We start from the raw sequence: 13,522 nt of genomic DNA, 5'->3' as shown, positions 1-13,522 counted from the left end.
GCAGCCAGACATCATGGGGTTTCGATGATGGAGCTGAGAAGCCGTTTTGCAGATGATCTGAAGGTGGCGATGAAGGCCAAGGAGCGCTGCCGAGTGGCGACGCTACGACTGATCATGGCTACTTTGAAGGATCGCGATATTGCGGCGCGTGGCGACGGCAACGAGGACGGAATCGACGACAGACGAATTCTCGAGATGCTGGACAAGATGGTCCGACAGCGGTGCGATTCGATTGCGCTCTACGAGCAGGCGGGGCGTGACGAACTGGCACGCCAGGAGGCTGAGGAGATCTTGATTATCGAGGGCTATATGCCGAAGGCGCTCGACGCGGACGAGACGGCGGATGTGGTGCAGACCACGCTTGCCGAACTCGGTGCCGATTCGGTCAAGGACATGGGACGGGTTATGGCGGCGCTGAAGGCGTCCTATGCCGGGCGCATGGACTTTGCCAAGGTATCGGCGCTGGTGAAGGAGAGCCTGGCGGGCGGCGGATGAGCTTGCCGCCGCAGTTTCTCGACGACATTCGCGCGCGCGTGCCGGTCAGCGATGTGGTGGGGCGTAGCGTGCGCCTGGCCCGGCGCGGACATGAGCATGTGGGGCTCTGTCCTTTCCACAAGGAGAAGACGCCATCCTTCACGGTCAACGACGATAAGGCCTTTTTCCACTGCTTCGGCTGCGGCGCCCATGGCGATGTCATCGGCTTTGTCATGCAGCATGACGGCCTCAACTTTCCCGAGGCCGTCGAGCGGCTTGCTGACGAGGCGGGATTGAGTGTGCCGGAGACAACGTCGGAGGCGCGCGTTCAGGCCGCGCGTCAGGCCACCGTGATGGAAGCTCTGGCAACCGCTAATGCCTGGTTCGCTCAGGCCCTGTTACGCGACGATGCCGGCTCAGCTCGGGACTATCTCGAAGCGCGCGGGCTCAATGGTAACACTATCGCCGAGTTCGGCATCGGCTGGGCGCCGGACCGTCGCCAGGCGCTGCTGCCGCATCTTGCTGCATCGGGCGTGGACGAGAATCTGGCGGTGGACGCGGGGCTGGCGCGCCGTGCCGATGACGGGACCTGCTTCGATTTCTTCCGCGGCCGCATTATTTTTCCTATCGGTAACCGCCAGGGCAGGGTGATCGGTTTCGGCGGTCGCGTGCTCGGTGACGGACAGCCTAAATATCTCAACTCGCCGGAAACGCCAGTCTTCCAGAAACGCCGAGCGCTTTACAATCTCGCTGCCGCACGCAAACCCGCACGCGATTCAGGCTCGGTCATTGTGGTCGAGGGGTACATGGACGTAATCGCCCTAACCCGCGCCGGCTTTGACAATGCTGTAGCTCCGCTTGGCACGGCCTTGGGCGAGGAGCAGATGGCTGCGCTCTGGCGCTTGGCCGCAGAGCCCGTGCTTTGCCTCGACGGTGACACGGCCGGTCGCCACGCGGCCGCGCGCGCTGCCAAGCGCGCCCTGCCGTTGCTCAGCCCCGGTCGCTCGTTGCGATTTGTCTTTCTGCCCGAAGGCGAAGATCCGGATAGTCTGCTCGCCGCCCATGGTGCCGCCGCGCTGAGCGCCCGCCTCGAGGCCGCGCAGCCTTTGGTGGACATGCTCTGGCGGCAAAAGTTGGCTGGCGGCAGCTTCGACACGCCGGAGCGCCGCGCCGGTCTGCGCCACTATCTCGATCAAGTGGTGGCGACGATTCGCGACGGCAACGTGCGTGCCCAGTATAGCAAGGAGTTCCGTCGCCGCTTCGACAGGGATTTCGACACCCCGCAGCGTGCTACCAGACGTAGACGCATGGGAAGCCGTCGCGCCCGCGAATCAGCGCAGCCTGATATGGACATCAGTCCTTACGAGGCTGAACAGCGAGGTCGTGCGGTGGCCGTGACGGCTGCGGCACGGGGTGACGCTGCCGAGGCCGAGCGCCGTGAGCGTCTGCTGCTTGCCACGTTGCTCAACCACCCGGGACTGCTGGCGGACACGGTCGAGGACCTAGCGGCTATGAGCTTTGTCACCCCCGCGTTTGAGCGTTTACGCCATGCGCTGGGCAATATCGCCGCAGAAGCAGAAGCAGAAGCAGAAGCAGAAGCAGAAGCAGAAGCAGAAGCAGAAGCAGAAGCAGAAGCAGAAGCAGAAGCGCATGCCCGCAATAGCTTGCAGGCACGTGTCGCCGCCGTCGGTTTGGCCCAGGAGGCTTCTGCGCTGATCGCGCCGACGGGCTGGGGCTCAGGGCTGGCCGAAGGCTTCGTGCGGGCCGAGGCGGAGGAAAACGAGGCGCTCGCGGGCTGGCGCCATGTGGCGGCGTTGCACCGCCGGGCCGCCCTCGATGCGGAGATCGAAGCGGCGTCGGTGGCGCTTGGCGAGAACCCTAGCGAGGAAGTTCTTGCTCAAATACTCGCTTTACGGCATCAACGGGATGCACTGGCTCGGGATGTGGCGGGCGCGGGGGGTCTTGCTTCGACGCTAACAAGCCCCACGTAGATACGGTATGAGTTGACCGCGAATTGAGGGCGCCGTTCCGGATGGGGCGGTGTTCCGCTGCGTGCCAGCTGATCTGTGATTTTTTCGGGGATAGAACGCGCATGTCCAAACAGACGGTAGCGGCCACGGAAGAGGCGGAAACGAGCGAAGAGACTAGCGACAGCCCTCTGCTCGATACGGCTGTCGCGGCGGTGAAGAGCCTGATCGCCAAGGGCCGCGAGCGCGGTCATATCACCTACGACGAGCTGAACACCGTTTTGCCACCAGAAAAAGTATCCTCCGAGCAGATCGAAGATACTATGGCGATGATTTCCGAGCTGGGCATCAACCTTGTCGAAGATGAAGAGACCGAGGAGTCGCAGGAAAAGCGCACCGAGGTCGCTACCACCACCACCACCACCACCACCACTACCACGACTGCCAGTGCTGGTGAGGCTGATCTTGGCCGCACCGACGATCCCGTGCGCATGTATCTGCGTGAGATGGGCTCTGTTGAGCTGCTCTCCCGTGAGGGAGAGATTGCGATCGCCAAGCGCATCGTGGCCGGCCGCGAGGTAATGATCGGCGCAATGTGGGAGAGCCCGCTGACGCTGGCCGCGATCAAACGCTGGTACGGCGCCATCAAGGAGGAGCACATGTTGCTGCGCGAGGTCATCGACCTTGAAGCGACTTATGTGGCTATCAATGGCGGACCTGAGGTCAATCCTAATGTCGCCGGGACCGAAGGCGCGGTCAATGGCAACGGCGCGATTGAGGGCGCGGGCGCCGAAGCCGCCGAGACTACTGTCGATGAGGAAACGGCTGCGAACGAGGGGGCTGCCGAGTTCAACGGCAAGGATGGCGAAGTTGCCGAAGGTGCAGGCAACAGTGCGAGCGACGACAGCGATGAAGTGACGCTGTCGCTGTCGGGGATGGAAGAATTACTCAAGCCGATCGTCATGGATGCCTTTAAGGCTATTACCAAGTCCTACGCCAAGCTCGGGCGGATTCACGATCAGCGTATGCAGGCCGCTGCCAAGGGCAACAGCCTGAAGCCGACGACGATCAAGCGCCAGGGGAAGATTCAAGCTGATATCCGCTTGGACTGCGAGGACGTGCACCTTAACAATTCCCGCATCGAGGAGTTAATCGATGAGCTTTATGGTCGCAGCCGCCGCCTGACCGGTTTAGAGGGTCGCCTGTTGCGTGCGGCCATGCGCTGCAAGGTTAGCCGCGAATCCTTCCTTGAGCAGCATATCGGCAACGAGTTTGAGGAGGACTGGCTGGAGCGCTGCGCCAAGCTCCCGGACAAGGGCTGGAAGGCATTTGCCAAGAAACATGCTGATATGGTGGAGGAACTGCGCGGTGACATTCGCATGCTGGGTGAGGCGGTTGGTCTCGACGTTGCATCCTATAAGCAGGTCGTTGCTACAGTGCAAAAGGGCGAGCGCGAAGCCAACCAAGCTAAGAAGGAGATGATTGAGGCCAATCTACGCCTGGTGATCTCGATCGCCAAGAAATACACTAATCGTGGCCTGCAGTTCCTCGACCTGATCCAGGAAGGCAATATCGGCCTGATGAAGGCGGTAGATAAGTTCGAATACCGTCGCGGCTACAAGTTTTCGACCTACGCCACCTGGTGGATTCGCCAAGCCATCACGCGGTCGATCGCGGACCAGGCGCGTACGATTCGCATTCCGGTGCACATGATAGAGACCATCAACAAGCTGGTGCGCACGTCACGCCAGATGTTGCACGAGATTGGCCGGGAGCCGACGCCTGAGGAACTGGCCGAGAAACTGGCGATGCCACTGGAGAAAGTGCGTAAGGTGCTCAAGATCGCGAAGGAGCCGATCAGCCTTGAAACGCCTATCGGCGACGAAGAGGATAGTCATTTCGGCGACTTCATCGAGGATAAGAATGCCATCATCCCACTCGATGCAGCGATCCAGTCGAACTTGCGCGAGACCACTACCCGGGTGCTCGCCAGCCTGACGCCGCGCGAGGAGCGTGTGCTGCGCATGCGCTTCGGCATCGGTATGAACACTGACCACACCCTAGAAGAGGTTGGGCAGCAGTTCTCGGTCACTCGCGAACGTATCCGCCAGATCGAGGCCAAGGCGCTGCGCAAGCTCAAGCATCCGAGCCGCAGTCGCAAGTTGAGAAGTTTCCTCGATACCTAGAGCGGTATTGCCGTAGCGATAGTTTTCGCTAAGGGCTGCGGGGAACTCTCGAAGGGGGTCCCCTTGCTGCGCTCGAGCCGTTGGAGAGATTTGTCAGCCTCCTGCACCAGATACAATGATCATGCCCCTTGCCTTCCGTGCGCCGATCCCCGATACCTGGATTTTACTCGCTCAAGGGCCTGTAGTTCAGTTGGTTAGAACGCGCCGCTCATAACGGTGTTGTCGCAGGTTCGAGTCCTGCCGGGCCCACCATTTTCCCGCTGCATCCGAGGATCTCATGGCCTACGAGTCGCTGATCAGGAACGGCACGCTGATCGACGGTAGCGGGGCACCTGCCTTCCGTGGCGATGTTGCGGTGCAGGACGGCAGGATCGCCGAGATCGGCCGCATCGCGGATGGCGCGGATAGCGGCATCGATGCTGCTGATTGCATGGGGGCGCCGGGCTTCATCGATCCCCACACTCACTACGATGCGCAGATTTGCTGGGACGATCCCGCTCTCGGCATTGCCTGGCCGGTGGCGGCGGGCGAAGCGATGCTGTCGGAGAAGGACTTGACGCCGCCGCTGGCTACCTTTGACAGCCCATTTCTCTATAAGCTAAAGCCCGTCTGATGAAGGTTCTGGTAATCGGCGACAGCGGCTTTATAGGCTCGGCACTCGTCCTTCACCTGATCGGTGAGACGACGGGTCACCGTGTGGTCAATGTCGATGCCCTGACCTATGCCACGAACCCGCGTTCGGTGGCGGCTGTTGAGGACGGTCGGGCCTATGCTTTCGTGCAGGCCGACATCTGCGACGCGGTGGCAGTGGCGGAGGACTTGGCGGGCACCCGCTACGGCACCTATTTGGCCCAGATTGCTGATGAAGGGCCGGCGGCGTGATACTACTCGGCATTAAGGGCAGCCGCGCCTGGCTGGCGCTCGCACATGACACGGTCATGGCGCCGCTGTCGCTTGTGCTGGCCCTTTATTTGCGCATGGGTGAGGCCTTATGGCGGCAGACGCAAGGCTTCCTGTTGGAGGCGACAGCGCTATTTGCCGCCATTGCCATGGTGACCTTTGCCGCTATGGGGCTCTATCGCGGCGTATGGCGCTACGCGTCCATTGACGACCTCATCGCCATTACCAAGTCTGTGACCGTGGTGGTTCTGGTCTTTCTTTTCGCCATGTTTCTGTTGACCCGCCTGGAGTTGATGCCGCGCTCGACCCTGGTCATCAACTGGCTGCTGTTAGTGGCCATGCTGGGTGGGCCGCGTTTTCTCTACCGCCTGGCCAAGGACGGCGATCTGGTGGGGCTCGCCAAGCCGGGCTACGATGCGCGCGTGCCGGTGCTGCTGGTCGGCGCGGGGGACCGCGCCGAGGCTTTTCTGCGTGCCATGCGCCGGCCGGGCGAGCGCTACCGCGTGGTCGGCATGCTAGACGATGTGCCCGAGCGCCGCGACCGCCACATCCACGGCACGCCGGTACTTGGCCGGGTGGCCGAGTTCGAGCAGACCGTGAAAGGCCTGCGGCGGCGCGGGCAGGGGCCGCAGCGCGTGTTGTTGGCCGGGGAGCGGCTCGACGGCGCGCGCGTCGGCGAGCTGCTGGAGCGCGCCGATACTCTCGGCATGACGCTCGCGCGGGTGCGACCAATGAGCGAGTTCGACGATGAGGCGGAGAGCACAAACGGCAAGCGCCGGACGGTCAGGCCTATTGCCGTCGAGGATCTGCTTGGGCGGGTGCAGACGCGCCTAGACCGCAGCGCCATGAAGGCGCTTGTGGCCAACCAGCGGGTGTTGGTGACGGGCGGCGGCGGCACCATCGGCGGTGAGTTGGTGCGCCAGATCGCGACGCTCGCACCAGCCTCGCTCACTGTGCTCGATGCTAGCGAGTACGTCCTCTACGGCATCGATAGAGAGCTTGTCGAAGGCTGGCCGGCGCTGACCTACGAATCGGTCCTCGTCAACGTGCGCGACCGCGTGGCCCTGGCGGCGCTGTTTGCTCGCCTACAGCCCGAATTGGTCTTCCACGCTGCCGCCATTAAGCATGTGCCGATCGCCGAGGCCCATGCCTGTGAGGCGGTGTTGACTAACATACTCGGCACGCGCAATGTCGCCGACCTCGCACGTGAGCACGGTGCACGGGCCATGGTGCAGATTTCCACAGACAAGGCGGTCAATCCGACAAACGTGATGGGTGCGACCAAGCGCCTGGCCGAAGCCTATTGCCAGGCGCTAGACCGTGATACCGGCGAGGGTACGCGCTTCATGACCGTGCGCTTTGGCAACGTGTTGGGCTCGACCGGCTCGGTAGTGCCGCTGTTTCAGCGCCAGCTGGAAGCCGGCGGCCCGCTAACCGTGACCGACCCGGAGATGACGCGCTATTTCATGACCACCCAGGAGGCGGTGGAACTGGTGCTGCACGCCTCTGCTATGGGTCTCGACAATGGCGGGCAATTCGGGGGTATATATGTGCTAGATATGGGCCAATCGGTGCGCATCCTCGATCTCGCCCGCCAGATGATTCGCCTCGCAGGGCTGCATCCAGACACGGATATCGCCATCGAGATCACCGGCCCGCGCCCCGGCGAGAAGTTGCACGAGGAACTCTTTCACGGTGGTGAGCACCTGGTAGAGACCACGCACGAGGGCATCCGCTTGGCGAGCCCGCGTGCGGCGGATATCGGAACTTTAGCCGTGACCATCGACGCGTTGATAGAAATTGCAGCACAGTATGACGATGGCACGGTACGCTCGGCATTGGCGGATGCGGTGCCGGAATACGAGGGGGCGTGCGGCTAGGACTATTTCTGCTGGCGGGCATTTGCCTAGAAGCCTGATACCAGCTCGCAGTCATGGTTTCCCAAACTGACTGCTTATCTGCTCTGTCACCTCTCGATATTTATGGTTTCACAATCCATCGTTGTGAGGGCTGTTATGGCCTCCAACCGCTAGATCTCGGCTAATTTCCGAAATACATCAAAGAGCACAGGGCCCAAGATGGAGAGCGGCAAGGAAGTCGTTAGCAATAATGTTGTGTGGTATGGGCTAACAGCGCGACAGGTCCTCCTTCCGGGTGAGAGCGAAGACGAGTTTGGGGGTTTTGCTCAAAAGTTGATTTCGGAGTTTCAGCCAGAAGGCGAGTTTTAACTTCAGTTCGTTGGGCGCATAACGACTTGTAATTGGCGACAGTGATGAATTACCGCGTCAAATCTAACATTTTCCGAGCGAATATTTTGAAGTTGAGATAACTCGACTGAGAAATTCAGCTGGGCTGTTTGCGAAGCAAGACAGCGAATCACTACTCATACCTCACCCAAGGTGGCGCAAACATTCTCGCCCTGTGCTGCGGCTGCAGCCTATAGGCGCGAGATCTTCTTTTCCGCGGGTGGATTTGATAGTTCCTTCTTCTGTCGTTGTGAAGATATCGATCGCGCTTTTCATTTGCGTCTGCGCGGCCATTACTGTGCTCAAATTACCGATGCGGGCGTGCGCCATATCGGCTCCGCTTCCAACGGTCAGCGCAGCGCGTTCTCAATCTATCATGGTACACGCAATCGCATCTGGGTTATGGCGAAAAACATGCCGCTACCGCTACTTGTTTTCTCAGTTCTGTTACACGCTACAGCACTTATTTTATTCACTCAGCAAGCGGCCTTCCGCCGTGGTGGAAAGTCCGAAATCAAGGCTATGTGGCTGGGTGTTTGTATGCGCTACTCGGCCTTGGGCCGATGCTCCAAAAGCGCCGTGCTATCTAGCGCTCCGCCACGGTCTCCTGGCTCACCATCGCGCGCGCCATGACCTGGTCGCCGCGGTGTTGTCTCACCCGTCGCGCCGACTTGCGGCCGATCGACTAAACCTCCAGCCACTCCTTGCGCACGTCCTCGTTGGCATTGAACGCCCCGGTGGTGCCTTCGAAGACGATTTTGCCGTGGCCCATCACCAGTATGCGCTGGGATATCTGCAGCGCGATGGCGAGTTTTTGTTCGACCAGCAGAATGGCGACGCCACGCGAGGCGATCTCGGCCAGCAGCTGGCTTACCTGTTCCACGAGCTTGGGCGCTAGGCCCTCAGTGGGCTCGTCGATCATGATTAGGTCGGGGTCGCCCATCAGGGTGCGGCACATGGTCAACATCTGCTGTTCGCCGCCTGAGATGACGCTGCCGAGGACGTCGGCGCGCTGGCCGAGATTAGGGAATGCCTCGAACATGTCATCGATGCTCCAGCGCCCTTTCTTGCCCATCTGCTTGATGCCAAGGATCAGGTTTTGGCGCACGGTTAGCGTCGGGAAAATGTTGCGATTTTCAGGCACGTAGCCGATACCGGCGCGGGCGATCTGGTGCATCTTGCGCCCCGCGATCTGCCTGTCACGGAAGATGATAGAGCCTCGTGGCTCGACTTCTCCCGTGATCGCTTTTAGCGTGGTCGAGCGCCCCACTCCGTTACGGCCCAAGAGGCTGACGATCTCACCTTCGCCGACGTTGAAATCGATGCCTTGGATAATGTGACTCTTACCGTAGTAGGCATGCAGGCTGGAAACTTTGAGCATCACGATGCCCCCGTCCCTAGATAGGCTGCTTGGACATCAGTATTGGCGCGAATTTCGTCCGGCGTTCCGGTGGCGATGATCTGGCCGTAAACCAGAACCGATATGCGGTCAGCAAGATTGAAGACTACGCTCATATCGTGCTCCACTACCAATAGCGTCTTGCCCTCCGAGATACGCCGGATTAGCGCCACGGCGGCAGCGGATTCGGAGTGGCTCATGCCCGCGGTGGGCTCGTCGAGCAGTAGCACATCGGCGCCGCCAGCGATGGTGATACCAAGCTCGAGCGCACGCTGGTCGGCATAGGAGAGCAGGCCCGCCGGCCAGTCACGCTTGGCAGTGAGGCCGATCTCCTCGAGAATATGTTCGGTGCGTGCCGCGACATCCTTGAGCCGCCCGACAAGCTTCCAAAAGGCGTATCTATGACCCTGCGACCACAGCGTGCTGCAGCGCACATTGTCGTACACGGTCATGCGGTGGAAGATGTTAGTTACCTGGAAGGAGCGGCTCAACCCCTTGCGGTTGATCTCGAAGGCGCTGGCGCCGGAGATGTCCTCCCCGCGCAGACGTATGCTACCGCGGCTGACGGGAAAGAGGCCGCTGATCAGGTTGTACAATGTCGACTTGCCGGCACCGTTGGGGCCGATGATGGCGTGGCGCTCGCCTTCCTCGACGGCCAGGTCGACGTCATGAATAATCTCGGTCTTGCCGAAGGACTTGTGAACGTCGATGAGCTCGAGAGCGACGCTCATGATTCCGCCCTCGCGCGGGTCTCGGCCAGGGTGGTATTCCAGGCTGCATTGGCAATTGGATAGGTGCGTCGCACCAGAAATACGCCGGCCAGCGCAATGATGGCAAAGACGATCCAGGGCAGCGTGTTATCGGGGCTCACGCTAACCCAGTAGATGGTCAGCTCAGTATCACCGCTGAAGCGCGAGGTGAGAAAATAGAGAGACTCGATCAACCCGATCACGCCGAGCAGCATAGTCAGCAGCGAGCCGAGGAACATGAGGTAGGGCAACGCTAGTCTCGCGAGCAGCTGTGGCGCTGCATGCCAGATCGGCCCATGCATGGCGAACAACCCGGCAAGCCCGAAGGGAAAGAACATGATTACAGAAACGAATAAAACGCCGAGATAGAGCACCCAAGCCTCGGTCACCTCCGTTAGTGTGCTCTGCAGAAAAACGATCAACGCGGCGCCGATCACGGGTCCAGCAAAATTTCCTATGCCGCCGATATAGGCCATGAACAGCACTCCGCCCGACTGGATCGCGCTCACGGTCTCGAAGCCGATATGCTCGAAATTGATAGCGTGCAGCGAGCCTGCGGCGCCGGCGAAGAAGGACGACAGGGAGAAGGCGAGCCAGCGGATGCGCTGGCTGGAGTAGCCGATGAAGGTGACGCGCTCCGGATTGTCACGCACCGCGTTCGACATGCGCCCGAAAGGCGTCTTGGTCAGGAGGTACATGGCGAAAGTGCAGATCAGTGCCCAGACTGCGATCAGGTAATAGACCTCAATATTGGGGCCGAAAGAGACGCCAAAAGGCTCCGGTCCCACCATACGGTCGGTTTGGATGCCGTCTTCGCCGTTAAAAAAAGTAACCAGGATCAGGGTGAGTGCCGTGATCATCTCGCCGAAGCCAAGCGAGATCATGGCGAAGGTGGTGCCGGCGCGCCGGGTCGAGACGTAGCCGATAGTCACGCCGAAGAAGAGTCCAACCAAGCCGCCGAGCAGCGGGAATAACACGGTTGGAAAATAGGGCAGGGCTTCCTCAGCGTAGAAGTTCAGATAGTGGATGGTGAAGTAGCCAGCCAGGCCAAAATATACGGCGTGGCCAAAAGAGAGCATGCCGCCCTGGCCGAGCAGCATATTATATGCTAGAGCAAAGATGATTAGAACACCCATCTGGCTCAATAGCGTTAGCGCAAAACCGGAATCGAAAATTAGTGGCAGGATCAGTGCCGCCACGGCGGCAAGACCCCAGACCCCGAATTGCTTGAGAATACCCATCAAACGTCCCTCGTGCCGAACAGGCCGCGCGGCTTAAAGATCAGCATCAGTACGAGCAGCAGATAGGGCAGTACCGGCGCCACTTGGGCTGAGGTCATGCGGGCGAAGTCACGGAACGTGCCCTCGGGATCGAGTTCAATGCCGAAGACGGAAAAAATACCGGCTAGGCCAACATCATAGAACAACGCCAGGCGGTCGAGGATGCCGATGAGCAGCGCTGCGATCAGCGCGCCGCCGAGCGAGCCGAGACCACCAACGACAATGACGACGAAGACGATGGGACCGAGCATGAGCGCCATGGCAGGCTCGGTGCCGAGCACATTGCCACCGACCACGCCGGCGACCGCCGCCAGCGCGCAGCCGAAACCGAAGGTCCACATGAAGATGGTCGGCACGTCATGGCCAAGGGTCGCCACATGGGTTGGGTCGGAGACCGCGGCGCGGATGATCAGGCCGATGCGGGTGTATGTAAGCAGTGCGAACAGGGCGACGAAGATCCCGACCGAGATGACCAGCATAAAGACGCGATAGGCGGAATAGTCGAGGCCAGCCCATGAAAACAGGGTGAAAGTCATTGACGCTGGAATCTCGTAGGGCACCGGCACGCGGCCCCAAATCATCTGCACCGCCTCCTCGATGACATAGGCGATGCCAAAGGTGAACAGCAACTCGGCCACATGGCCAAAGCGGTGGACGGGGCGCAGGCCCCAGCGCTCAACGCCCGCTCCGATCACACCGACTATCACAGGTGCGAATATCAAAGCCGGCCAGAAGCCAACATAGCTGCTCACCTCGTAGGCAAAATATGCACCCAGCATGAAGAAGCTGGCGTGGGCAAAATTGAGCACACCCATCATGCTGAAGATGAGTGTCAGGCCGCTCGCCAATAAGAACAACAGCATGCCGTAAAGCACGCCGTTGAACAGCGCGAAAACCAAGCTTTCCAAGACGGTACCCCTTCGGGTTCTACCCAGCCAAATGGCGGCGCGAACGCTCGCGCTGCCGGCGACTGCTTACGGCCTCTTCATCTCGCAAGTGGTCGGCAGGGCGCTGGCGTTGGCAGACACCCAATCGTCCGTCTGCCAGCCGACGCCGAAGTTCCGGCCCTCGTATAGAAACGGCCGCGCCACCTCGTTGCTCATGGTGCTGATCACCATCGGCATGAGGATCTGATGATCCTCACCACGCATGACGACCGGCCCCGCCGGGCCATCGAAGACCATGCCTTCGAGCGCCCGCCCCACCGCGGCCGGATCGTCGGTGCCGGCGGCATCGAGGGCTGCAGCGAACATCTCCACCGTCCAGCGTACGCGATCGCTATAGGTGCTCTTGCCGGTTTGTTTGGTGTAGCGGGTCAGGGCATCGATCACGGCCGGATCCTGCTGGTCAAAAAGCGGATCGTTCTCATGCATCTCGGTCAACTGGCGCATGCTGACAGCAACGCCGTCATTGGCCCCGATGCCCGCGATCGAACTCGGGATGCCGCCATAAATCGTATAGAACGGCGTCGGTAGATGCGCTTCTGCCGCGGCCTTAACGAAGCGAATGAGGTCGGGCCCCCAGTTGCCGGTCAGTACCGTGTCGGCGCCGGAGGCCTGGATTTTGGCGATGTAGGCCGTGAAGTCGAGCACCTTGCCGAAGGGCACGATAAGTTCGTCGCCGACGATCTCGATGTGGGGCGCGCGCTCGGCGAACATACGCTGTGCCGCCGCCTGGAACGCTTGCCCGTAAGCGTAGTTCTGGTTCAGCATATAGACCTTCGACACGCGCTTAGAGCGGCCAAGCTGCGTGACTAGCGCCGCCACCTTCATGTCCACGTTGGCATCGAAGCGAAAATGCCAGAACGAGCAGAGCTCGTTGGTGAACGACGTCGTAACCGCGGCGTAATTCAGGTAGAGGATCGCCTGGTCCGGGTTGCGCCGATTGTGCTTACCAAGGAACTTAATAATGTTGAGTGCATGATTGGAGCCGACGCCCTGACTTATGAAACGCAGGCCGTCATCGACCGCCTTGCGCAGCATCTGGGTGGTCTTTTCAGCATTCATGGCGTTGTCGAGCGGCACGATCTCGATGTGACGCCCACCCAGCACGCCGCCGCGCGTGTTGATCTCTTTGGCGAAGAATTCGTAGCCCTCAAGGGTATCGCGGCCGACCGCTGCGATGGGACCGGAAAACGGTTCAATCAAGCCTATGCGGACGGGCTCGTCCGCGCTCGCAACCGTGCTTGCTAACACCACCGCCACGGCGACCGCTAGGCCGCGCCTAAATCTCATGAAGCTCATTTGGCAATCCCCCCGATTGTCCTGTCGTCGCGCCCGTCGTAAATCACCATACGGACTTGGGGGACAGGGGTGCCTGAA

At 60.6% G+C, this 13,522-nt stretch carries 11 protein-coding genes and 1 tRNA gene; 7 read left to right on the top strand and 5 right to left on the bottom strand.

Going from position 1 to position 13,522, the window contains the following annotated elements:
• The first annotated feature begins 27 nt into the window (after positions 1-27).
• From QF629_06240 to QF629_06210, 7 genes are all read left to right on the top strand, one after another.
• The gene (locus QF629_06240; GenBank protein ID MDP6013128.1) at positions 28-495 is read left to right on the top strand and encodes a GatB/YqeY domain-containing protein; all 468 of its coding nucleotides are present in this window, start codon (positions 28-30) and stop codon (positions 493-495) included.
• Positions 492-2,465: a DNA primase gene (gene dnaG / locus QF629_06235; GenBank protein MDP6013127.1), complete on the top strand. Its 1,974-nt coding sequence runs from the start codon at positions 492-494 to the stop codon at positions 2,463-2,465. The genes QF629_06240 and dnaG overlap by 4 nt, the downstream gene beginning before the upstream one ends.
• A gap of 101 nt (positions 2,466-2,566) precedes the next feature.
• Positions 2,567-4,627: an RNA polymerase sigma factor RpoD gene (rpoD, locus tag QF629_06230; protein MDP6013126.1), complete on the top strand. Its 2,061-nt coding sequence runs from the start codon at positions 2,567-2,569 to the stop codon at positions 4,625-4,627.
• Positions 4,628-4,802: 175 nt separating this feature from the next.
• A tRNA-Ile gene (locus QF629_06225) sits at positions 4,803-4,879 on the top strand.
• A gap of 25 nt (positions 4,880-4,904) precedes the next feature.
• Positions 4,905-5,240, top strand: a complete 336-nt coding sequence (locus tag QF629_06220) for a hypothetical protein (GenBank protein MDP6013125.1) — start codon at positions 4,905-4,907, stop codon at positions 5,238-5,240.
• Positions 5,240-5,509, top strand: a complete 270-nt coding sequence (locus tag QF629_06215) for an NAD-dependent epimerase/dehydratase family protein (protein ID MDP6013124.1) — start codon at positions 5,240-5,242, stop codon at positions 5,507-5,509. Before QF629_06220 ends, QF629_06215 begins: the two co-directional genes overlap by 1 nt.
• Positions 5,506-7,407 carry a nucleoside-diphosphate sugar epimerase/dehydratase gene (locus QF629_06210; protein ID MDP6013123.1) on the top strand — a complete coding sequence of 634 codons (1,902 nt, stop codon included), beginning with the start codon at positions 5,506-5,508 and terminating at the stop codon, positions 7,405-7,407. Before QF629_06215 ends, QF629_06210 begins: the two co-directional genes overlap by 4 nt.
• A 1,051-nt stretch (positions 7,408-8,458) precedes the next feature.
• Here QF629_06210 and QF629_06205 read toward each other — a convergent pair.
• The 5 genes from QF629_06205 to QF629_06185 form a co-directional block, all read right to left on the bottom strand.
• Positions 8,459-9,154, bottom strand: coding sequence for an ABC transporter ATP-binding protein (locus QF629_06205; GenBank protein MDP6013122.1), 696 nt, complete (start codon positions 9,152-9,154; stop codon positions 8,459-8,461).
• The gene (locus QF629_06200) at positions 9,154-9,903 is read right to left on the bottom strand and encodes an ABC transporter ATP-binding protein (GenBank protein MDP6013121.1); all 750 of its coding nucleotides are present in this window, start codon (positions 9,901-9,903) and stop codon (positions 9,154-9,156) included. The genes QF629_06205 and QF629_06200 overlap by 1 nt, the downstream gene beginning before the upstream one ends.
• Positions 9,900-11,162 (bottom strand): branched-chain amino acid ABC transporter permease, encoded by a 1,263-nt coding sequence (locus QF629_06195; GenBank protein MDP6013120.1) that lies wholly within the window; start codon positions 11,160-11,162, stop codon positions 9,900-9,902. Before QF629_06195 ends, QF629_06200 begins: the two co-directional genes overlap by 4 nt.
• Positions 11,162-12,109, bottom strand: coding sequence for a branched-chain amino acid ABC transporter permease (locus tag QF629_06190; protein MDP6013119.1), 948 nt, complete (start codon positions 12,107-12,109; stop codon positions 11,162-11,164). The genes QF629_06195 and QF629_06190 overlap by 1 nt, the downstream gene beginning before the upstream one ends.
• Positions 12,110-12,175: 66 nt before the next feature.
• On the bottom strand, positions 12,176-13,444 hold the full coding sequence (locus QF629_06185; GenBank protein MDP6013118.1) for a branched-chain amino acid ABC transporter substrate-binding protein: 1,269 nt from the start codon (positions 13,442-13,444) through the stop codon (positions 12,176-12,178).
• Positions 13,445-13,522: the final 78 nt, after the last annotated feature.

This window comes from Alphaproteobacteria bacterium (genome assembly GCA_030739735.1).
Classification (GTDB): domain Bacteria; phylum Pseudomonadota; class Alphaproteobacteria; order UBA7887; family UBA7887; genus UBA7887.
Note: the sequence above shows the minus strand (reverse complement) of the source record. Positions and strands in the feature narration are given on the sequence as shown.